Source organism: Paenibacillus sp. FSL H8-0034, from assembly GCF_038000305.1.
In the GTDB taxonomy this organism is placed as follows: domain Bacteria; phylum Bacillota; class Bacilli; order Paenibacillales; family NBRC-103111; genus Paenibacillus_S.
Genome location: NZ_JBBOBS010000001.1, coordinates 198,268 through 218,864, shown reverse-complemented (window position 1 = coordinate 218,864; position 20,597 = coordinate 198,268). Strand labels below are relative to the sequence as shown.

General features: G+C 48.3%; 23 protein-coding genes and 2 riboswitches. All 23 genes read left to right on the top strand.

Annotated features, from left to right (window positions below; translation table 11 throughout):
* Positions 1–103: 103 nt before the first annotated feature.
* A riboswitch (cyclic di-GMP riboswitch) is annotated at positions 104–197 on the top strand.
* A 125-nt stretch (positions 198–322) separates the two neighbouring features.
* A complete protein-coding gene (locus NST47_RS00965) occupies positions 323–1,036 on the top strand; it encodes a PilZ domain-containing protein (RefSeq protein WP_076233564.1) in 714 nt (237 codons plus the stop codon).
* A 134-nt stretch (positions 1,037–1,170) separates the two neighbouring features.
* Positions 1,171–2,271 (top strand): redox-regulated ATPase YchF, encoded by a 1,101-nt coding sequence (gene ychF, locus NST47_RS00960; protein ID WP_076233563.1) that lies wholly within the window; start codon positions 1,171–1,173, stop codon positions 2,269–2,271.
* Between the two features lie 97 nt (positions 2,272–2,368).
* Positions 2,369–3,442, top strand: coding sequence for a peptide chain release factor 1 (gene prfA / locus NST47_RS00955; protein WP_076233562.1), 1,074 nt, complete (start codon positions 2,369–2,371; stop codon positions 3,440–3,442).
* Between the two features lie 4 nt (positions 3,443–3,446).
* The gene (locus tag NST47_RS00950) at positions 3,447–4,481 is read left to right on the top strand and encodes a N5-glutamine methyltransferase family protein (protein WP_341153554.1); all 1,035 of its coding nucleotides are present in this window, start codon (positions 3,447–3,449) and stop codon (positions 4,479–4,481) included.
* A gap of 162 nt (positions 4,482–4,643) precedes the next feature.
* Positions 4,644–5,375 carry a stage II sporulation protein R gene (spoIIR, locus tag NST47_RS00945; RefSeq protein WP_341153553.1) on the top strand — a complete coding sequence of 244 codons (732 nt, stop codon included), beginning with the start codon at positions 4,644–4,646 and terminating at the stop codon, positions 5,373–5,375.
* A gap of 126 nt (positions 5,376–5,501) precedes the next feature.
* A complete protein-coding gene (locus NST47_RS00940) occupies positions 5,502–6,572 on the top strand; it encodes an L-threonylcarbamoyladenylate synthase (protein ID WP_341153552.1) in 1,071 nt (356 codons plus the stop codon).
* 83 nt (positions 6,573–6,655) lie between these two features.
* Complete coding sequence (locus NST47_RS00935; RefSeq protein WP_341153551.1) at positions 6,656–7,219, top strand: manganese efflux pump MntP; 564 nt, start codon at positions 6,656–6,658, stop codon at positions 7,217–7,219.
* A 107-nt stretch (positions 7,220–7,326) separates the two neighbouring features.
* Complete coding sequence (locus NST47_RS00930; RefSeq protein WP_341153550.1) at positions 7,327–7,905, top strand: low molecular weight protein arginine phosphatase; 579 nt, start codon at positions 7,327–7,329, stop codon at positions 7,903–7,905.
* An 86-nt stretch (positions 7,906–7,991) separates the two neighbouring features.
* A riboswitch (ZMP/ZTP riboswitch) is annotated at positions 7,992–8,072 on the top strand.
* A 161-nt stretch (positions 8,073–8,233) separates the two neighbouring features.
* Complete coding sequence (rpiB, locus tag NST47_RS00925) at positions 8,234–8,692, top strand: ribose 5-phosphate isomerase B (protein ID WP_076233556.1); 459 nt, start codon at positions 8,234–8,236, stop codon at positions 8,690–8,692.
* A 35-nt stretch (positions 8,693–8,727) separates the two neighbouring features.
* Positions 8,728–9,297, top strand: coding sequence for a TIGR01440 family protein (locus NST47_RS00920; protein ID WP_341153549.1), 570 nt, complete (start codon positions 8,728–8,730; stop codon positions 9,295–9,297).
* Between the two features lie 77 nt (positions 9,298–9,374).
* Positions 9,375–10,622: a serine hydroxymethyltransferase gene (glyA, locus tag NST47_RS00915; RefSeq protein WP_341153548.1), complete on the top strand. Its 1,248-nt coding sequence runs from the start codon at positions 9,375–9,377 to the stop codon at positions 10,620–10,622.
* 340 nt (positions 10,623–10,962) lie between these two features.
* Positions 10,963–11,592, top strand: a complete 630-nt coding sequence (gene upp / locus NST47_RS00910) for a uracil phosphoribosyltransferase (RefSeq protein ID WP_341153547.1) — start codon at positions 10,963–10,965, stop codon at positions 11,590–11,592.
* A 58-nt stretch (positions 11,593–11,650) separates the two neighbouring features.
* Entirely contained in the window at positions 11,651–12,793 is a 1,143-nt protein-coding gene (gene wecB / locus NST47_RS00905; RefSeq protein WP_341153546.1) for a non-hydrolyzing UDP-N-acetylglucosamine 2-epimerase, read from the top strand.
* Positions 12,794–12,967: 174 nt separating this feature from the next.
* On the top strand, positions 12,968–13,189 hold the full coding sequence (locus NST47_RS00900) for an AtpZ/AtpI family protein (RefSeq protein WP_341153545.1): 222 nt from the start codon (positions 12,968–12,970) through the stop codon (positions 13,187–13,189).
* The gene (locus tag NST47_RS00895; RefSeq protein WP_341153544.1) at positions 13,190–13,585 is read left to right on the top strand and encodes an ATP synthase subunit I; all 396 of its coding nucleotides are present in this window, start codon (positions 13,190–13,192) and stop codon (positions 13,583–13,585) included.
* Positions 13,586–13,618: 33 nt separating this feature from the next.
* Complete coding sequence (gene atpB, locus NST47_RS00890) at positions 13,619–14,317, top strand: F0F1 ATP synthase subunit A (RefSeq protein ID WP_076233549.1); 699 nt, start codon at positions 13,619–13,621, stop codon at positions 14,315–14,317.
* 74 nt (positions 14,318–14,391) lie between these two features.
* Complete coding sequence (gene atpE, locus NST47_RS00885; RefSeq protein ID WP_076233548.1) at positions 14,392–14,616, top strand: F0F1 ATP synthase subunit C; 225 nt, start codon at positions 14,392–14,394, stop codon at positions 14,614–14,616.
* Positions 14,617–14,694: 78 nt separating this feature from the next.
* Positions 14,695–15,180: a F0F1 ATP synthase subunit B gene (atpF, locus tag NST47_RS00880; RefSeq protein WP_076233547.1), complete on the top strand. Its 486-nt coding sequence runs from the start codon at positions 14,695–14,697 to the stop codon at positions 15,178–15,180.
* A complete protein-coding gene (locus NST47_RS00875) occupies positions 15,177–15,728 on the top strand; it encodes a F0F1 ATP synthase subunit delta (RefSeq protein WP_240419800.1) in 552 nt (183 codons plus the stop codon). Before atpF ends, NST47_RS00875 begins: the two co-directional genes overlap by 4 nt.
* Before the next feature lie 16 nt (positions 15,729–15,744).
* A complete protein-coding gene (gene atpA, locus NST47_RS00870; RefSeq protein ID WP_262684318.1) occupies positions 15,745–17,262 on the top strand; it encodes a F0F1 ATP synthase subunit alpha in 1,518 nt (505 codons plus the stop codon).
* Between the two features lie 122 nt (positions 17,263–17,384).
* A complete protein-coding gene (gene atpG, locus NST47_RS00865) occupies positions 17,385–18,245 on the top strand; it encodes an ATP synthase F1 subunit gamma (protein WP_076233544.1) in 861 nt (286 codons plus the stop codon).
* 136 nt (positions 18,246–18,381) lie between these two features.
* On the top strand, positions 18,382–19,788 hold the full coding sequence (gene atpD / locus NST47_RS00860) for a F0F1 ATP synthase subunit beta (protein WP_341153543.1): 1,407 nt from the start codon (positions 18,382–18,384) through the stop codon (positions 19,786–19,788).
* 135 nt (positions 19,789–19,923) lie between these two features.
* Complete coding sequence (locus NST47_RS00855) at positions 19,924–20,325, top strand: F0F1 ATP synthase subunit epsilon (RefSeq protein WP_240419803.1); 402 nt, start codon at positions 19,924–19,926, stop codon at positions 20,323–20,325.
* Positions 20,326–20,597 lie beyond the last annotated feature (272 nt).

Sequence of the window (20,597 nt, the reverse complement as noted above, 5' to 3'; positions counted from 1 at the left end):
TTCCATGAAAAAAGCTTGCAGAGATAAAATCGAGAACGTATAATAACAACATCACCTCATATAGGTATTATGTCCTAAAATGCTGTGATTTTCATCACCAAATGATACCTATAGGCAAACTTGCTGAAAAGCAAGGACGCAAAGCTCAGGGTCTAAGGTTTCTTACATGAAGAGACTATGACAGCCTAGCCGCCGATGAAGCTTCACTAGCGGTGTGCAACGGCTGTTTTCCAGACTTGATGTCGGAGAACGGCCTTTATAATTATATCGGCATGAATCAGGATTGAATTACAGAGATATCAATGTGAGGAGTGGGATGACGATGCTATCCAGATCTGTAACCTCAGGCATAAGTTACGAATACACGGATGAGATATTCAAAAACCCGTCCACTGTCTTGATTCATAGCCGTACTGTTGTGGAGAAAAACGATTTTGTGTCCACAGGTCTGTTATCGTATGCAGAAGGTGACATTTTGGAAATTGAAATTCCTGAATACAAGGTGTTTGAGCTGGGGGATTCGGTGAAACTGACCGTATATTCAGCGGGAGGTATTTTTACATTCCAATCGACTGTGGTGGCCAAGGATGAAGGCTCGCTAATCGTGATTAACCCTCCGCAAAATCGGCAGCGGTTTATAGAAAAGCGCAGCAATCCCCGGATTGAAGTCAGTGAAAAGGGCACAATCCATAAGCTGATCCGTCAGGATACGAATGAAAAGCAAACGTTAAGCAAGGCTGTAGGGCTGACCGTTCAAAATATAAGTGTGAGTGGACTTGGATTTACCGTCCGGGATGAGTTCGATCTTGGGCACGATTCAGTCGTAGATGCCGAATTGGATCTGGGCTTTTCGTTTCCCTGCGTATGCGAGGTTATCAGACGTGAAAAGATCGAAGGCGGTTATTATTACGGGGCCCAATACGTGCAGCTGGCTTCAGACAAAGCCAATTCATTACGGGCTTATGTATTAAAAAAACAAGTGGAAGCGCACTTTAGCAAAAAGAATTTGGAAATGATAAAGCGTACATTCAAGTAAATCAATAACGGCATACGCTTGTTTGCTTCCGCCCCTCAGGCGGATTTTTTTGCATAGTGACAATAGTTCTTGAAATGCGATATAATAACTATTTAGGGATACGGAAAACATTTAATTAAGGAGTTGTCCTATACATGGCTTTAAAAGCTGGAATCGTGGGTCTGCCGAACGTAGGAAAATCCACTTTATTTAATGCGATAACACAGGCAGGCGCCGAAATGGCGAACTACCCTTTTTGTACAATTGACCCCAATGTCGGTGTGGTAGAGGTTCCTGATGAGCGTCTGGTTAAGCTGACTGAAATTGTCATACCTAAGAGCGTAGTGCCTACAGCTTTTGAATTTGTCGATATTGCCGGTCTGGTTAAGGGCGCGAGCAAGGGAGAGGGACTTGGCAACAAGTTTCTGGCTCATATCCGTGAGGTGGATGCGATTGTTCACGTAGTGCGCTGCTTCGAGGATGAGAACATTACACACGTATCCGGCGGCATCAATCCGGTTAGCGATATTGAGACGATTAATTTGGAGCTTGTATTGGCGGATATTGAATCGGTTGAAAAACGGATCGAGCGTTCGCGTAAAAATATTAAGGGCGGCGACAAAAAGTATGCGGCTGAGGTCGAATGCCTGGAGCGTGTGAAGGAAGCCTTGTATAACGACCAGCCTGCGCGCAGTGTGGAATTAAGCGCTGATGAGAAGCTGCTGATTCGTGATCTGCATTTATTGACAATGAAGCCGATGCTGTATGCAGCCAATGTAAGTGAGGATGAAGTGGCTACTGCTGATGATAACCCTTATGTGCAAAAGGTTCGCGAGTTCGCCGCGGCTGAAGGTGCGGAAGTGGTGCCGATCAGTGCCAAGGTAGAATCGGAAATTGCCGAACTTGAAGGCGAGGATAAAGCGATGTTCCTCGAAGAGCTCGGCTTGCAGGAATCGGGCTTGAACCGTTTAATTAAGGCTGCTTATCGCCTGCTCGGTTTATACACGTATTTTACAGCTGGCGTACAAGAGGTTCGTGCTTGGACGATTGTCGAGGGAACGAAAGCACCGCAAGCGGCGGGTGTGATTCATACCGATTTTGAACGTGGCTTTATTCGAGCTGAGGTTGTTGCTTATCAGGATCTGGTCAATGCCGGTTCGATGAATGGCGCCAAGGAAAAGGGCCAAGTACGTCTGGAAGGAAAAGAATACGTCGTGAAGGACGGAGATGTGATGCATTTCCGCTTCAACGTATAGCGAAGCATCGGACGCGGGAACGATGTAAGCATAGTGGTTGGTCATTTGAACCTATACGGATGATGTGGTCTTAACTAACGGATAAGGAGTGATTGGTATGATTGACAAGTTACAGTCGTTGGCAGGTCGCTATGAGAAGCTGAGCGAGCTGCTGTGTGATCCTGACGTAACGAGCGACACAAAGAAGCTGCGCGAGTATTCCAAGGAGCAGTCGGACCTGCAGGAAGCTTATGACGCTTATATCGAATATAAAGGCGTTGTCGAGCAGTATGATGCTGCACGGGCCATGCAGAACGAGAAGCTGGATGAGGACATGCGCGAGCTTGTAAAAATGGAGCTGGATGAGCTGTCGGAGCGTAAGACAGAGCTTGAAGAGCGGATTAATATCCTGATGATGCCCAAGGATCCGAATGATGACAAGAACGTCATTGTGGAAATCCGCGGCGCGGCTGGCGGAGATGAGGCGGCATTGTTTGCCTCCGATCTGTATCGGATGTATACGAAGTTTGCCGATGTTCAAGGCTGGCGGACTGAGGTTATGGATGTCAGCATGAACGATTTGGGTGGCTTTAAGGAAATTATTTTTTCCATTAATGGCAAGGGTGCCTACAGCAAGCTGAAGTATGAGAGCGGAGCGCACCGTGTGCAGCGGATTCCGACCACGGAATCGGGCGGACGGATTCATACATCGACTTCTACTGTAGCGGTTATGCCGGAGATGGAAGAATTCGATATTGAAATTCATGACAGTGACATCCGTGTCGATACGTTCTGCTCCAGCGGCGCGGGCGGACAGTCGGTTAATACAACCAAATCAGCAGTTCGTGTGCTTCACGTTCCAACAGGGATTATGGCTACTTGCCAGGATGGCAAATCGCAAAACTCCAATAAGGAAAAGGCGCTTCAGGTGCTGCGTGCGCGGATTTTTGATAAGTTTCAGCAGGAAGAAATGAACAAGTATGCGGGCGACCGGAAAAGCAAGGTTGGCACTGGTGACCGCAGCGAGCGAATTCGGACTTACAATTATCCGCAAAGCCGTGTGACTGATCATCGTATCGGTCTGACGCTGCATCGTCTGGATGCGGTTTTGAATGGAGACATGGATGAGCTGATTTCCACGCTGACGATTGCTGCGCAATCGGAATTGATGGATCGGGGAGAGCAAGCGTAAACAGATGTCCTTCGAACATAAGTTGACTATTCGTGAAGCCTATGTGGAGGCTTCTTCTTTTTTGTTGCAGCATGGGGCAAGTGAAGCTGCCAGCAGTGCAGAGCTGCTGCTGCAGGATCTGCTCGGGTTAACGCGCAGTGAGATGCTGCTTAGCTGGCAGGAGCCGTTCCCGCAGGAGCTTGAAGCTCGATGGAGAGAGCTTCTGGCTCGCAGGGCGTCTGGCGAACCGGTGCAGTATATTCTTGGGGAGCAGGAGTTTTACGGGCTCCCCTTCACCGTGACACCGGCGGTGCTGATCCCGCGGCCGGAGACGGAGCTGCTGGTTGAGCAGATCGTGCTGATCGGCAAGCAGCTGTGGCCGGAGATGGCTGTTGGAGTGGAAGGAAGCCGCGTGAAATCCAGAGCTGATCGAGATCCGGCCTCCTTGGATGAGCAGCCTGCTCAAGGCGAGGCTGCTGGTGAAGGCCTGGAGGCGAAGCATAGGGCGGATACCGAAGGTGCAGCTGCCGGTCGGCCGCTTATCGCCGACATAGGTGCAGGGAGTGGGGCGATCGCGGTGAGCCTCGCTGTGCAGTGCCCGCAGTGGCGCGTCGTGAGCTCAGACATATCGCCAGCTGCGCTGGCAGTGGCTCAGGCGAATGCGGAGCGCCATGGGGTTGGCGAGCAAGTCACCTTCCTTGAAGGTGATTTGCTCGTGCCTTACATCGAGCGCGGACTGCAGCTCGATGTGGTCGTATCCAATCCGCCGTATATACCGGAGGCGGATGAGGTTGGGCTGCAGCCGGAGGTAAGGCTGCATGAGCCGCGATCTGCGCTGTACGGAGGCGCAGATGGGCTTGAGCTGTACCGCCGGCTGACGGCACAGCTGGCTGAGCTGGAACGGCTGCCTGCACTGGTTGGTCTTGAGGTGGGTATGGGCCAGGCAGACGAGGTGGCGAAATTACTGAGCCAGGCGGGAGAATGGGATGAAATGCGGATCATCCCGGACTTGGCAGGAATTGCACGTCATGTGATTGCGATCCGCTATCCCGAGCGATGATCACCTTGATTGTTGCTTGGTCGACATTAACAAAAGAGTGAATCTATCTATGAGAGATAGATTACTAGAATCATAGAATGATAGGTTTAACCTCTCTCGAATCGGTGCATACTGTTACTAGAAAACAAGACGCAGCGAAACGCGAGAGGGAAGGTATCATTCATGAGAAAAACCAACGGTTACCGCCATCATATCTATGTTATATTTGCACTCATCATCCTGATTTGCAGCTGGGAAGCCAATCTTCAGTCCTCTATCATTTTTGCATCGGGAATAGGTTCTGAGGCAGAACGGACGAATGGAGCGGGTAGTATTCCTCAGGAATCGATCCGTCTGCGGATTTTGGCCAATTCCGATTCACCGGCTGACCAATGGATCAAACGCGAGGTACGTGATGCCATTATCGAGGAAATGCAGCAGTGGGTTACTGAGCCGCAGGCCATGGAAGCAGCTCGTGCTGCCGTTCGTGCCCATTTACCAGAGCTGGATCGAATCGTTGGCAAGACACTGGGCCAATATGGATTCACTACTCCCTATCAGGTGGAGTTGGGTGTTGTACCTTTCCCGGCCAAAATGTACGGGAGTCAAATTTACCCTGCTGGCGATTATGAAGCGCTTCGTGTATCGATTGGAGCGGCAGAGGGTCAAAATTGGTGGTGCGTGCTGTTCCCACCGTTATGCTTTGTAGATTCCGAGGTTATTGCCAAACCATCCAAGGAGCTCGCTGCAGACGTGGGATCACCTGCTGCCAAGGCGGGACAAAAGATATCGACAGACTTGAAATCAGAAGGAAAAAGCACACCATCGGACAAGCTTGTTCAGGCTCAGACTGAAGCAGTGCAGCCGGAAATTCATTTCTTTCTGTGGGATTTACTGAAGAAGATATTTGCTTAAATGATCAACTAGATCAACTACAGGGAAAGTCCCTGAAACCCAATACATATCATGATGAACACATGCAGGAATCTTGAACCATGAACCATCAAAGATGGACCCTGCACAGATGGGAGACCTAAGCGAATGACAAAATTATGGAAAGCTGCTGGCGACGATCTGGAGCTACAGGAGCTGACAGAGCCCGCGCGAATTCTTCGCGAAGGTGGGTTGATCGCGTTTCCTACGGAAACGGTTTATGGCCTTGGTGCCGATGCCCGGCAGACAGATGCGGTCAATAAGATTTTCATGGCAAAAGGACGGCCCTCAGATAATCCACTTATTGTACATATTGCAAATCGGTCTCAAATGGCAGAGCTGGCGGCTCCTCCGGATGAGACTGTTTCGCGTTTGCTGGATCTTTTTTGGCCGGGGCCTCTGACGGTCGTTCTTCCTATCAAACCAGGCGTTCTCTCCCCTTTGGTCACAGCAGGCCTGTCTACGGTTGGGCTGCGTATGCCGGACCATCCGGTCGCCTTGCAGCTGCTTAGGGCTGCCGGCTGTCCGGTAGCGGCCCCCAGTGCGAACAGCTCAGGTCGGCCAAGCCCTACAACAGCCGCACATGTATACGATGATCTGGCCGGTCGTATTGACGGTATTGTGGATGGGGGGGCTACAGGTGTTGGTCTGGAATCCACAGTCGTCGAATACACAGCACCGAACGGGGATGAAGGTGGTGTGCTTCATATTTTGCGTCCAGGTGGTGTATCGGCTGAGCAATTGATCCTTGCGCTGCCTGGCATCGAGGTGCGCGAAGCCTCTGTACATCCAGATTCATCCTTAGCGCCGCGTGCGCCTGGGATGAAGTACGCGCACTACGCGCCTCGCGGTGCGATGACCCTCGTTCAGGGCTCTGCTCCTGAACAGGTGCTCGCTCGCCTCCAGCGCGAGCTCGACCAAGCCCACGCACGCGGAGAGCGCACAGGCGTACTCACTTATCGTGAGCACGCCGATGCGCTGCGCGCGGATACCGTTGTCGCCTGCGGAAGCCTGGGCGACCTTGAAACCGTTGCGCACGGGCTGTACGCCGCGCTGCGCCAGTTCGATGAAGCCGGCGCGGACTTCATCGTAGCCGAGGCCTGCCCCGAAGCGGGTATCGGGGCCGCTATTATGAATCGGCTGCGCAAAGCGGCAGCCAGCCGTATTATCCACGTGTAGCACAGCTACAAGTCCATACTCAGTCATGATTCTCTACTTGTCCGCATATGTTGATGAAGAACAGGACAGGAGGTCGACAGGAGATGGACTGGGCGTCACCACTGATGGTGGGGCAATTCATAACCATACTGGTCATGGCAGTAGCCTTAGGTTTGGATGCATTATCGCTGGGTATCGGAATCGGGATGAAGGGCATACGAAAGTGGGATATTCTCAAGCTGAGCCTGATGATTGCGGTATTCCATATGGTCATGCCGCTTGTGGGTATGTTTATGGGCAGCTACATGGGCTCGTTATTAGGTGGAGTAGCAACGATAGCGGGAGGCATCCTGCTTGTGATTCTTGGTATACATATGATCTACAATTCCTTGAAAGGGGAGGCGGCGAAATCCGTTGATCATAAAACCCTTCTGGGCATGCTGCTGTTTGCGATTAGTGTCAGCATCGATTCATTCTCCGTCGGCGTATCGCTGGGCATGTTTGCCGGTGACCGTGCGCTGACGGTACTGATGTTCGGTACGGTAGGAGGAATCATGTCCATTACCGGATTGATGCTCGGCCGTAAAGCGGGACATTGGGTCGGAGAGTACGGAGAAGCCGTAGGTGGAGTCATTTTGCTGGCATTCGGTGCACGCTTTTTATTATGAATCGGATTCAGGGCTACAGCTACATATCCATTTTTACGTCTTTTGAGGTACAATAGGAATAGGGCTCAACAGCCAATCATCATAGAGGAGAAAGGCGGGGATTTCTAATGAACCGAATATTGTTTGTGTGTACCGGGAATACGTGCCGCAGTCCGATGGCAGAAGGTATGCTTCGCGCGATGCTGAAAGAGCAGGGGATGAATCACATAGAAGTCCGTTCGGCCGGGACCTCAGCGGGTGATGGCTATCCTGTTTCCACCAATGCGGCAATTATATTGCGGGAAAAAGATGCTTTGCAGGCGATTAGCTCTTCCTCATTAACAGGCTCTTTGCTGGACTGGGCAGATGTGGTGCTCACCATGACCACGAGTCACAAGCAGCAAGCGATCCAGCGTTTCCCTGCATTCGTAGACAAGATGCACACACTCAAAGAATTTGTGAGTGATGATCCGTCCGCTAAAGCGCGTATGGACGAGCTGGCTGCGTTGATTGCTGAGCTTCAGTTCAAGCAGTCTTTATCCCAGCAGGTGACAATGGAGGAACGCGCGCGAGTGAGACAACTGGAGCAGTCTTTGCCTGACTACGATATTGCTGACCCGTTCGGCGGATCTTTATCGCTATACAGACAGTGCGCAGCGGAAATCGAGGAATGCCTGCATCGGTTGGTACGACGTCTTAAAGCGTGAGACTTTTTTGAAAAAAAGTTCAAGGAAATAGGTTGTTTTACGGCTTTACAGCCTTGATCATTTCCGTTATGATAAGAATAAGAAGCAGGACCTGATGTAACTGGCGACGAGTGGGGCTAACCACAATGGAGCATCGGGGCATACGGCCGGTCGCCTGGGCAAAGAGCATTGCAGTGCTGATAGTGGCATGCAGTATGCTCTTTTTTCGTTTAGGATTCACCATATTTGATTTCATTTTTCTGTATGCATTACGGTATAATGGACAAATTGGATGACAATCAACTCATCATACGATAGTGTCCAGAAAACTTGTCAGGAGGCGCATCAAATGAAGATAGTAATAGGCTCTGATCATGCAGGCGTTCAGTTGAAGGATGGAATTATTAAACTTGTGCAGTCTTTAGGCCATGATGTGACAGACGTAGGCTGTCATAGCACGGATTCCGTGGATTATTCGGATTATGCGATCGAGGTTTGCAATAAGGTCGCCGCAGGAACGGCCGACAGAGGGATCTTGCTTTGTGGGACGGGAATTGGAATGACGATTGCTGCTAACAAAATCGCCGGCATTCGCTGTGCGCTTGTACACGATCTGTTTTCGGCCCAAATGACCCGTCAGCACAATGATTCCAACGTACTGGCAATGGGAGAACGTATTGTCGGACCGGGACTGGCTGAGTCCATTGTGAAGGTTTGGTTGGAAACCGAGTTTTCCAACGGTGAACGTCACGTGAACCGCATTCATAAAGTCATGGAATTGGAAGACAAAGTCACTCCTCAATCGTAATCATTCGTACAGCTTGACGAAGGAGGCAACGGGGTATGGACATTCAGTCACAGGTAGAACAAGTGCTGCGTGAGCTGGTACAGGCAGGTAATATCCAGGCGGGACAGCTGCTTGTCATCGGGACGAGTACGAGCGAGGTGCTGGGTCACCACATTGGCACTTCAGGCACAGAAACGGCTGCCCAGCCTATCTTCGCTGCGATTGAGGCCGTTCGCGCCGAGGCTGGCTTTTACCCGGTATTTCAATGCTGTGAGCATTTGAATCGGGCGTTGGTTATGGAGCGTGCAGCGATGCTGGCTTACCGGCTGGAGCCGGTGTCGGCGATTCCCGTTCCGCGTGCAGGCGGTTCTATGGCTTCGTATGCCTATAAACATTTGAAGCAGGCCTGTCTCGTTGAAGCCGTGTCGGCCCATGCGGGCATAGATATCGGGGGAACGCTGATCGGGATGCATTTGAAACCTGTCGCAATTCCGCTGCGTCCCTCAATCCGGATCATTGGCCATGCCTCGGTTCAGATGGCCTACACCCGTCCGAAGCTCATTGGTGGCGCTCGGGCTGTATATGTGGTAGAAGAGAATTCTGCTGACAACGGATTTTGTGAATAAACCCAACTAACTATCATGTGGAGGCTTACGAAGTAAGAAGTAAGTTATCTGCAAAAAACTAAAAGGAGGATTTTATTATGGAGCAATTACGTAAGCAGGACCCCAAAATCGTGGAGGCTATGAATCTTGAAATCGGCCGTCAACGCGACAAAATCGAATTGATCGCATCGGAAAATTTCGTCAGCGAGGCAGTGCTGCAAGCAATGGGTACCGTTCTGACTAATAAATATGCTGAAGGCTACCCTGGCAGACGTTATTATGGCGGTTGTGAGTATGTAGACATTGTAGAAGACATCGCTCGTGACCGTGCCAAGGAATTGTTTGGAGCTGAGCATGCTAACGTACAACCGCATTCTGGTGCTCAAGCTAACATGGCTGTTTACTTGGCAGCTCTGCAGCCTGGAGATACGGTATTGGGCATGAGCTTGGCTCATGGCGGCCACTTGACCCACGGCAGCCCGGTTAATGCATCCGGTATTCTATACAACTTCGTTTCCTACGGTGTAAGCGAAAGCGACTCCCGTATCGATTATAATGATGTGCGCAAGGCAGCATTCAAACATAAGCCTCGTATGATCGTAGCTGGTGCCAGCGCATATCCGCGTACGATTGATTTTGAAGCTCTGGCGTCAATCGCTAATGATGTAGGCGCATTGCTCTTTGTTGATATGGCACATATCGCTGGTCTGGTAGCGGCTGGTCTGCATCCAAACCCGGTTCCACATGCACATTTTGTAACGACGACTACACATAAAACACTTCGTGGTCCTCGCGGCGGTATGATTTTGTGCCGTAAGCCATGGGCTGCTGCAATCGATAAAGCTGTATTCCCGGGTACCCAAGGTGGTCCATTGATGCATATTATTGCAGCTAAAGCCGTATCCTTCGGAGAAGCTTTGCAGCCGGAATTCAAAACTTACGCACAAAAGGTTGTCAACAATGCCAAAGCATTATCGGAAGCTTTGATTTCCGAAGGTATCGATCTTGTATCCGGTGGTACCGATAACCATTTGATGCTGATCGACCTGCGCAACACGGGCATCAGTGGTAAAGAAGCTGAGCACTTGCTGGATGAAGTTGGCGTAACGGTTAATAAAAACGCAATTCCTTTTGACCCGGCGAAGCCGATGGTAACCAGTGGTGTTCGTGTAGGTACTCCTGCTGCAACTTCCCGCGGTATGGATGAAGAAGCTATGAAAACTATTGCCAAGATCATTGCCTTGACTTTGAAAAACCCAACGGATGCTGCTGTTCATGACAAAGTCCGCGGTATGGTAAAAGATTTGACAGCCCAGTTCCCTTTGTATCCGGGCTTGTTCTACTAATTCCTAATTATAAGGCTCGCATCGTCAATTCATGAGTGCGATATATAGACAATAGCAAGAGGCTGGAGATATGCAGAGATCTCCGGCCTCTTCATGATTTCAGGAAGCACCCCGAGATCACTCCGTAACTGTGCAGCGTAGGGTCAGCTATGAACGCTCCTCTCCTTAGCTTCTATGATCCTGTGCATGTATAGAAACGGTACATTCATAACGTGAAGCCAGCATTTGTACGCTGCAACCTGACAGCCGCTGAGCATGTCGTCCATGCGCGAAACTTGTTGGGATAACATCTCACAGGTGTGGTATAATAGACGAGATTTGGCGTAAAGGGGAATTGTTTATGGGAAAATTATTTGTGTGTGACCATCCGTTGATCCAGCATAAGCTTACGTACATACGGGATGAATCCACACTTACCAAAGATTTTCGCGAATTGGTTGATGAAGTATCGACACTAATGGCGTATGAAATTACGAGAGACATACCGCTTGAAACCGTGCAGGTCAAAACGCCAGTGACTACGACGGATTGCAAAGTGATTTCGGGCAGAATGCTGGGACTTATCCCGATTTTGCGTGCAGGACTTGGCATGGTAGACGGTATTCTGAGATTAGTACCCGCAGCCAAGGTAGGACATGTCGGTTTGTACCGGGATCCGGAGACGCTTGAGCCTGTTGAGTATTATGTAAAGCTGCCTACCGATGTACAGGAGCGGGAATTGATCGTGATAGACCCGATGCTGGCAACCGGAGGTTCTGCCAATGCGGCAATAACGGCGCTAAAGAGCAGAGGCTGCACGCAGATCAAGCTGATGTGCCTGATTGCTGCACCCGAAGGCATTCACGCTGTACAGCAGGCGCATCCTGACGTGGATATCTATGTGGCAGCTATTGACGATTATTTGAATGACCACGGTTACATCGTTCCTGGACTAGGGGATGCGGGAGACCGCCTGTTCGGCACAAAATAAAAATCAACAAGCCGATGAAACTATACCACAGAAAATGTACATAGGGGGACAACCGTCCATGGGTAAAACCAAAGTAATTACGATTTTCGGAACCCGGCCGGAAGCTATCAAGATGGCGCCGCTGGTACTGGAGCTTCAAAAGCATTCTGAATTTATCGATTCACGCGTATGCGTTACCGCACAGCATAGAGAATTGCTGGATCAGGTGCTGGAAACCTTCCATATTACACCTGATCACGATCTGGATGTCATGAAGGATCGTCAAACCTTGAACGAAGTGACCGTTCGGGTGCTTCAAGGGCTGGACCCGGTATTCCGCGAAGAAAAGCCGGATCTGGTGCTCGTACACGGAGACACGTTAACAACATTTCTAGCAAGCTATGCGGCGTTTTTACAGCAGATCCAGGTGGGTCATGTGGAAGCAGGTTTGCGTACCTGGAACAAAATGTCTCCATATCCGGAGGAAATGAATCGCCAGCTGACCGGCGTGTTATCTGATCTGCATTTTGCGCCTACTCAATTGTCTGCTGACAACCTGCGCAAAGAGAATAAGTCAGAGGCAACCATCTTCGTAACAGGAAATACAGTGACGGATGTGTTCCAGTATACGGTGCAGAACGACTTTACCCACAGTGTTCTGGATTGGGCAGCAGGTAAGCGTCTGATCCTGATGACCGCGCATCGCCGCGAAGCACAAGGTGAGCCGCATCGGCAAATTTTCCGTGCTGTGCGTCGGATTGCTGATGAGTTCGACGATATTGCCATCGTGTACCCGGTTCATCCAAGTCCAGCAGTGAGAGAGCCTGCCTATGAAATGCTGGGTAATCATCCGCGCATTAAGCTCGTAGATCCGCTAGATGTACTGGAGCTGCACAATTTATATCCGCATACCCACATGATTTTGACTGATTCCGGCGGTTTGCAGGAGGAAGCACCTTCGTATGGAGTGCCTGTTTTAGTTCTACGTGAAACAACGGAGCGGCCCGAAGGTATTGATGCAGGAACGCTGGAGCTTGTCGGAACCGATGAAGAGCATGTGTACAATCGAACCCGTGCACTGCTGACAGATCCGGCATTGTATGAAAAAATGAGTCAGGCTGCCAACCCTTACGGCGATGGAAAAGCGTCGGAACGGATCGTTCAAGCCATCCTTTACCATTTTGGACATGCTGCAGCAAGACCGGAGTCATTCCAACCGTGACAATCCTATGACAAACGTCAGAGCGTGCAGTAGTACTGTTTGGTTTGGAATTGTAAAAAACGTTGATATAACAGCATTTTTAAGAATTTCATCCACAGTTATTTAGAGAGAAAGACAATTGACAAACCCGACGTTGCTTCGTTACAATAAGTGAGGATTCTCAGGAGGGTGTATATGAAACAGCCAAACCGTAATGATAATCCATGGCGTGCAGCTGCTTTAACGACAGCTATCGGAATTGATCTTGTTGTCTGTTTACTGGCAGGGTATTGGTTTGGAGATTGGTTAAGCCAAATGCTTGGCGGGCAGTTGTGGTTACTGGGTGGTTTTTTGCTGGGGCTTACGGCTGGAATCATTAGCATTTATTTCATGATTAAGCAGTACGGAGGGCTTTAAATGAACGAGTTTACGGCCCATCTGAAAACGTTTCAAAACGTCTTTCTATTTTTCTTATCCTTTTGTCTGGTTGCTTGGGCGCTTTTCGTGGAATACCGACCCTATTCAGCAGGTTTGATGCTGGGTTCTGCTGTTAGTATGATTAACGCAAGGTATCTGGCCTGGAAAATTCGCAAGCTATCGGATAAGGTTATCACCGCTCCACCGGGGCAAGGGATTCCGAGCAAGGCTAACATAGGCTTTCTGACTAGAGCGGCCGTAGGAGGTTTGGCGGGTCTTATCGCAGTCCGGTTTCCGGAGCAATTCGCGTTAAGCACAACCGTTGCTGGATACCTTATCGCTCAATTGGCAACACTTGTATTGGGTATTATTTCTGTCAAAAGATCCAAGAAGTAAATCCATCTGTGGAAAGGGGTGAAATTGGAAAACATGGAGCATCAAGTACCGGGAGTAGAATGGTTTGGATTTCACTTTGATCTGTCAGCGCTTCTCATGATTGGAGTGACCAGTGTTCTGGTATTAATACTCGCGATTGCCGGAACGAGTAAAATTTCGGTAACGAATCCTTCGAAGCTGCAAAACTTTATGGAATGGGTTGTAGAGTTTGTTGAAGGAATCATCGGCAGTACTATTGGTTCTAAACATGGGAAGCCGTTTATTGCACTTGGTTTAACCCTAATTATGTACATTTTCATTGGAAACATGCTGGGGCTGCCGTTCTCGGTCGTAACCTCAGATCACGTGTCATGGTGGAAATCTCCGACGGCAGATATTGCTGTCACAGCTGCACTTACGGTTATCGTCATTGCGCTTAGCCACTTCCTGGGTATCACACGCAATACGAAGCACTATTTTGCTCATTACTTTGAGTATAAAGGGGTTATGCTTCCGCTGCATTTGATTGAGGTGGTATCCAAGCCGCTGACGCTTGCTTTCCGTCTATACGGAAATATTTATGCAGGTGAAATTATGATTGGTGTCATTTTGGGAGCGGGTTGGTTTGGAATATTCCCTCTAGCCATATGGCAAGGTTTTAGTGTGTTCGTTGGCGCCATTCAGGCATTCGTATTTACAATGCTGACTATGGTTTATATCTCACAAACGTTGATTCACGAAGAATCTCACTAAGGTACAAGACTTACCTCGGGAAAGTCTCGAGTTATTTATAAAAAAACTTTACAATTTAAGGGAGGATTTTCTTAATGGGAGCTTTAGCATTAGTAGCAGCAGCAATCGTATTTGGTTTAGGGGCACTTGGTGCAGGTATTGGTAATGGTTTGATCGTAGGTCGCGCATTGGAAGGTATTTCTCGTCAACCTGAACTTCGTGGTACTTTGCAAACAACGATGTTTATCGGGGTAGGTCTGGTAGAAGCAATGCCGGTTGTTGCATTGGTTCTTGCATTCATCTTGATGGGTCGTGCTTAAGAAATCGTTTGGCGGGGATGGTTGCAAAAGCCTCCACGCCTTCGTTTTGCCTACGCTATGAGAAGGGAGTGACGTTACTTGCATATTGAATGGTCCACGTTTTTTATTCAAATCGTAGCCTTCTTGCTTCTATATTTACTGCTGCAAAAGCTGGCGTTCGGTCCTTTGTTTGGCATGATGGAAAAACGCAGACAGCTTGTTAAGGATCAAATTCAAACGGCTGAAAATAACCGGAAGCAGGCTGAGCAACTGTTAGAGGAGCAAAAGCTGGCTCTACAACAGACTCGCAAAGAAGCACAAGACATTATTGAACAAGCTAAACAAATCAGTTCCAAACAAGCAGACGAAATTACAGCTGCTGCACGTGCGGAAGCGACTCGCGTGAAAGACGAAGCGATTCGTGATATTGAGAATGAGAAACATAAGGCGGTTGCCGCCCTTCGCAGCCAGGTTGGCGCGATGTCTGTTCTCATTGCTTCCAAAATTATCGAAAAACAAATTGATGAGAAATCTCAAGAGCAATTGGTAGAGCATTACCTGAAAGAGGTAGGAGGCAACCAATGAGCCAGGATACCATCGTAGCCAAAAGATACGCAAAAGCGCTTTTTGAGCTAGCCAAAGAACAGAACAAGATTGCTCAGGTAGAAGAAGAACTGAAGTTTATCGTAGCGGTTTTAAAGGAAAACAGTGACTTGCACAAGCTGATCAAGCATCCAGGTATCGGGACTGTATCCAAAACAGCGCTGCTGAAAAACATTTTTGAAAGTCAGCTTTCGGAAATTACCTTTAGCACTTTGCTGTTGCTCATCGATAAAGGCAGGGAAGAATTGCTGGAATCGCTAGTGGGTTACTTTGTAACGATTGCCAGTGAGGCCCTTGGTCAGGCAAAAGCCACTGTTTATACGCCGGTTGTTCTTCAACAAGCTGAGCTTGATCATATTGCTGCGACATTCAGCCAATTGGTTGGCAAACAAATTCGTGTTGAAACGGCTATTGATACAAGCTTGTTAGGCGGAATTAAAGTGCGCATCGGTGATCGTCTGTATGACGGCAGTTTATCCGGCAAGCTGGATCGACTGCAAAAATCCTTGAATTCAACTCAAGCACTGTAGATAGGGGTGAGGAAATATGAGTATCAAACCTGAAGAAATCAGTACGCTGATTAAACAGCAAATTGAACAATATAAATCTGACATTCAAGTCGTTGACGTAGGTACAGTTATCACTGTCGGTGATGGTGTTGCTCGTGCGCACGGTCTTGAGAATGTTATGGCAGGCGAATTGCTTGAGTTCCCTAACGGTGTTCTTGGCTATGCCTTTAACTTGGAGGAAAGCAACGTAGGTATCGTTATTTTGGGACCTTTCACGGATATTCGTGAAGGCGACCAAGTAAAACGTACTGGTCGTATCATGGAGGTTCCTGTCGGTGAGGAATTGATCGGCCGCGTTGTTAACGCGTTAGGTCAACCCGTTGATGGCAATGGTCCTCTAAATACAACAAACACACGTCCGGTTGAATCACCGGCTCCAGGTGTTATGGCTCGTAAGTCCGTATTCGAACCGATGCAAACCGGAATTAAAGCGATTGACGCGATGATTCCAGTAGGCCGTGGTCAACGTGAGTTGATCATCGGTGACCGTCAAACAGGTAAAACAGCTATCGCGATCGATACGATTATTAACCAAAAAGGCAACGGCGTGAAATGTATTTATGTTGCTATTGGACAAAAACAATCCACTGTTGTTAACGTAGTTGAAACCTTACGTCGTGCTGGCGCCATGGAATACACTATCGTTGTAACAGCAAGTGCTTCCGAGCCTGCTCCAATGCTGTGGCTGGCTCCTTATGCAGGCTGCGCAATGGGCGAATATTTCATGTACAAAGGCGAGCACGTTCTGATCGTTTATGATGACTTGTCCAAGCAAGCAGCTGCATACCGTGAGTTGTCGCTCTTGCTTCGTCGCCCACCGGGTCGTGAAGCTTACCCAGGGGACGTTTTCTACCTGCATTCCCGTTTGCTTGAGCGTTCAGCCAAGCTGAGTGATGCACTTGGCGGCGGATCGATCACAGCTCTTCCGTTTATCGAAACACAAGCTGGTGACGTATCCGCTTATATCCCGACGAACGTTATCTCGATTACAGATGGTCAGATTTTCTTGGAGTCCGATTTGTTCTACTCCGGTCAACGTCCAGCTGTTAACGTTGGTATCTCCGTATCCCGGGTAGGTAGCTCCGCACAAATTAAAGCAATGAAAAAAGTTGCCGGTACGCTGAAGACTGACCTCGCCCAATACCGCGAGTTAGCCGCTTTCGCAGCGTTCGGATCCGATTTGGATAAAGCTACGCAAACTCGTTTGAACCGTGGATTGCGTACATTGGAAATTTTGAAACAAGGCGTTCATCAACCGCTGTCCGTTGAAAAACAAGTCGTTTCGATCTATACGGTTGTTAGAGGACATTTGGATGAATTGCCTGTACAAGATATTCGCCGTTTTGAAGCTGAATTCTTGGCTTTCGTGGATACGAAGCATCCTGAAATTTTCCAAAGTATCCGTGATACGAAAGATTTGACTACGGATAACGAAAATGCTTTGAAAGAAGCGATCAAGCAATTCCAAAAGGGCTTCGCTACTTCGACTGTATAATACACAATGAACAAGGGCTTCTCTTTACAGGGAAGCTCGGTGTTCCATTTTAAGTCTTTTAACAGGCTTTTCGAGTGAAGGCTTTTCTTATACAGAGAAGCTTCGAGAGAGAGGTGAGTCAGTTGGCAAAAGGAATGCGCGAAATTAAGCGCCAGATCAAGTCCGTACAAAACACAAAGCAAATCACCAAGGCGATGGAAATGGTAGCTGCGTCGAGATTAAGAAAAGCTCAGGCAGCTGCTGAGGCATCACGGCCTTACACGGATAAGCTTAAGGAAGTTGTCGGCAGTATCGCTGCAGGCAGCAAAGGTTTGAAGCATCCGATGCTGCAAAATCGTGAAATCAAGAAGACCGGATATCTTGTTGTTACGTCAGACCGCGGTCTCGCTGGTGGCTATAATGCTAACGTACTGCGCAGAGTGATGCAGGAGATCAAGGAAAATCACAAATCACCTAGTGAATATGTGATTTTTGTAATCGGCCGTAAGGGCAGAGATTTTTTCCGTCAACGCAATATCGCGATTGCTGAAGAAGTAACGGGAATTCCTGATTCTCCGAGCTTCGCGGATATTAAATCGATTGCGGCATCGGCAGTGAAAAACTTCGAGAACGGTTCTTTTGACAAGCTGTATCTGGTTTATAACAAATTCGTAAATGCTATCACGCAGGAACCGATGATCAAGCAGCTTTTGCCTATGGAAAACATGGGTGGTGTTGCCTCCGTTGCTAACTATGAGTATGAGCCGTCACCTGAGGGTGTACTTGAAGTGTTGCTGCCTAAATATGCGGAAACCTTAATTTATAGTGCGGTATTGGAAGGTAAAGCAAGTGAGTTTGGGGCCAGAATGACCGCTATGAACAATGCGACGAAGAATGCAACCAAGATGATCGGATCCTTGACACTGGTGTATAACCGTGCTCGTCAGGCTTCGATTACACAGGAAATTTCGGAGATTGTTGCCGGTGCAAACGCACAAGCTTAAAACTTGCTAGTAAAGAACGTTTTGCTACAGCAAAACTCAGCACATGCTTACGAATCAGCTTTATTCAAAAATAAAGCTTTAGGATTTGCTTACGAAATAAGTTTTGCTTAAGCAAAACTCGAAGGAGGAGAAAACATTGAGCAAAGGACGCGTTGTGAATATAACGGGGCCGGTTGTCGACATTGAGTTCGAACGTGGACAGCTCCCTGAGATTTTGAATGCAATCACAATTGAGAAAAAAGCCGAAAAAGCTGGCGAACAGGATATCAAGTTAACTGTTGAAGCAGCTGTGCATTTGGGCGATAATCTGGTTCGTTGTGTTGCGATGTCAACTACGGATGGTCTTGTTCGTGGTACAGAAGCAGTTGATACAGGTGCAGCGATTTCAGTACCGGTAGGTGCAGCAACACTTGGACGTGTATTTAACGTATTGGGTAACCCGATTGACGGTAACGAAGAAGTAGACCGTACATTAACGAGCCCGATTCACAAAAGCGCGCCTGCATTTGAGAACTTGTCAACGCAAGCGGAAATTTTGGAAACAGGTATCAAGGTTATCGACTTGATGGCTCCTTACGTTAAGGGTGGTAAAATCGGCTTGTTCGGTGGTGCCGGCGTAGGTAAAACCGTAACGATGCAGGAATTGATTCACAACATCGCATCCGAGCATGGCGGTATTTCCGTATTTGCCGGTGTTGGTGAGAGAACGCGTGAAGGTAATGACTTGTATCATGAAATGAAAGAGTCCGGCGTTATTGACAAAACCGCAATGGTTTTTGGTCAAATGAATGAGCCTCCAGGTGCGCGTCTGCGTGTAGCCCTGTCCGGTTTGACAATGGCTGAATATTTCCGTGATCAAGAAGGCCGTGACGTGCTTCTGTTTATCGATAACATTTTCCGGTTTACTCAAGCGGGTTCCGAAGTATCAGCCCTACTTGGACGTATGCCATCCGCAGTAGGTTACCAGCCAACGCTGGCAACTGAAATGGGTCAATTGCAAGAACGTATTACTTCAACTAAACAAGGCTCCGTAACTTCGATCCAAGCGATCTATGTTCCTGCCGATGACTATACCGATCCGGCCCCTGCTACAGCATTTGCCCACTTGGATGCAACTACAAACCTTGAGCGTAATATTGCTGCAATGGGTATTTTCCCGGCTGTTGATCCACTCGCCTCCTCTTCCCGTATTTTGACTCCTGAAATTGTTGGTGAAGAGCACTATAATGTAGCACAAGGCGTTAAGAAAACCTTGCAACGCTACAAGGAATTGCTGGATATTATCGCAATTCTGGGTATGGATGAGTTGTCTGAAGAAGACAAGCTTACCGTATACCGTGCAAGACGGATTCAATTGTTCTTCGCTCAACCGCTTCACGTTGCTGAGGCGTTTAACGGGATTCCAGGGCTTTTCGTTCCGATTAAAGATACTGTGCGCAGCTTTAAGGAAATTCTTGAAGGCAAGCATGATCATCTTCCGGAACCGGCATTCCATAACGTGGGTGCGATTGAGCAAGTTATCGAAAAAGCAAAAACCATGTAAGTTCGCATTAGCGAATTGAATGTAAATTGAGTTTGCTTACGCAAACCATATGAAGCAGGGCTTTCCATTTGGAAAGCTTAGATGATGCTTACGAAGTAAAGCTTTCCTTACGGAAAGCTCTTAGGAGGAGTCCAAGTGAGTACTTTCTTGCTGGAAATTGTTACCCCCGAGCGTAAAGTGTACGCCGATCAGGTGGACATGATTAGCGTGAAGGGTGCAGAAGGAGAGCTTGGTATTCTGCCAAATCACATCCCTTTGGTGACTCCATTAAAAGTGGCGCCGGTTATCGTGAAACAGGGCGGTAAGCAGCATTATATCGCCGTGAATGGTGGCTTTATGGAGGTACGTAAGGATAAGGTGGTCATATTGGCGGAAAGCGCCGAGCTGCCGGAACAAATTGATGTCGATCGTGCTAAAGAAGCCAAGACGCGTGCTGAACAGCGTATGTCTTCCAAACAGGATCAAGTCGATTTCAAACGCGCTGAACTCGCTTTGCAAAGAGCGGTTAATCGGATCAACGTTTCCAGTAAATCTTAGGGAAACGAACATAAACGGAGGGACACATGTTCCTTCGTTTTTTGTATTTTATAAAAAATGTGATATGGAATATTGATTAGACACCTAAACACCCATTTGATATAATTGTGGGGCATATACGAACAGAAGTTATGTGCATGTTCTGATTTGCAAATGAGGGAAGGCTTCGCGATTGCAACTTGGGTGCGCTTACAAGCTTACATGAACTGGACTTTTCTTATAAATCTGACAGCACATTTCCATAAAGCTTAACTATTTATAGTATGGGGAGG

What these genes read in the sequence shown, in the direction of transcription:
- NST47_RS00965 (WP_076233564.1), top strand. Translation starts at nt 323, where the DNA reads ATGCTATCCAGATCTGTAACCTCAGGCATAAGTTACGAATACACGGAT.
- ychF (WP_076233563.1), top strand. Translation starts at nt 1,171, where the DNA reads ATGGCTTTAAAAGCTGGAATCGTGGGTCTGCCGAACGTAGGAAAATCC.
- prfA (WP_076233562.1), top strand. Translation starts at nt 2,369, where the DNA reads ATGATTGACAAGTTACAGTCGTTGGCAGGTCGCTATGAGAAGCTGAGC.
- NST47_RS00950 (WP_341153554.1), top strand. Translation starts at nt 3,447, where the DNA reads ATGTCCTTCGAACATAAGTTGACTATTCGTGAAGCCTATGTGGAGGCT.
- spoIIR (WP_341153553.1), top strand. Translation starts at nt 4,644, where the DNA reads ATGAGAAAAACCAACGGTTACCGCCATCATATCTATGTTATATTTGCA.
- NST47_RS00940 (WP_341153552.1), top strand. Translation starts at nt 5,502, where the DNA reads ATGACAAAATTATGGAAAGCTGCTGGCGACGATCTGGAGCTACAGGAG.
- NST47_RS00935 (WP_341153551.1), top strand. Translation starts at nt 6,656, where the DNA reads ATGGACTGGGCGTCACCACTGATGGTGGGGCAATTCATAACCATACTG.
- NST47_RS00930 (WP_341153550.1), top strand. Translation starts at nt 7,327, where the DNA reads ATGAACCGAATATTGTTTGTGTGTACCGGGAATACGTGCCGCAGTCCG.
- rpiB (WP_076233556.1), top strand. Translation starts at nt 8,234, where the DNA reads ATGAAGATAGTAATAGGCTCTGATCATGCAGGCGTTCAGTTGAAGGAT.
- NST47_RS00920 (WP_341153549.1), top strand. Translation starts at nt 8,728, where the DNA reads ATGGACATTCAGTCACAGGTAGAACAAGTGCTGCGTGAGCTGGTACAG.
- glyA (WP_341153548.1), top strand. Translation starts at nt 9,375, where the DNA reads ATGGAGCAATTACGTAAGCAGGACCCCAAAATCGTGGAGGCTATGAAT.
- upp (WP_341153547.1), top strand. Translation starts at nt 10,963, where the DNA reads ATGGGAAAATTATTTGTGTGTGACCATCCGTTGATCCAGCATAAGCTT.
- wecB (WP_341153546.1), top strand. Translation starts at nt 11,651, where the DNA reads ATGGGTAAAACCAAAGTAATTACGATTTTCGGAACCCGGCCGGAAGCT.
- NST47_RS00900 (WP_341153545.1), top strand. Translation starts at nt 12,968, where the DNA reads ATGAAACAGCCAAACCGTAATGATAATCCATGGCGTGCAGCTGCTTTA.
- NST47_RS00895 (WP_341153544.1), top strand. Translation starts at nt 13,190, where the DNA reads ATGAACGAGTTTACGGCCCATCTGAAAACGTTTCAAAACGTCTTTCTA.
- atpB (WP_076233549.1), top strand. Translation starts at nt 13,619, where the DNA reads ATGGAGCATCAAGTACCGGGAGTAGAATGGTTTGGATTTCACTTTGAT.
- atpE (WP_076233548.1), top strand. Translation starts at nt 14,392, where the DNA reads ATGGGAGCTTTAGCATTAGTAGCAGCAGCAATCGTATTTGGTTTAGGG.
- NST47_RS00875 (WP_240419800.1), top strand. Translation starts at nt 15,177, where the DNA reads ATGAGCCAGGATACCATCGTAGCCAAAAGATACGCAAAAGCGCTTTTT.
- atpA (WP_262684318.1), top strand. Translation starts at nt 15,745, where the DNA reads ATGAGTATCAAACCTGAAGAAATCAGTACGCTGATTAAACAGCAAATT.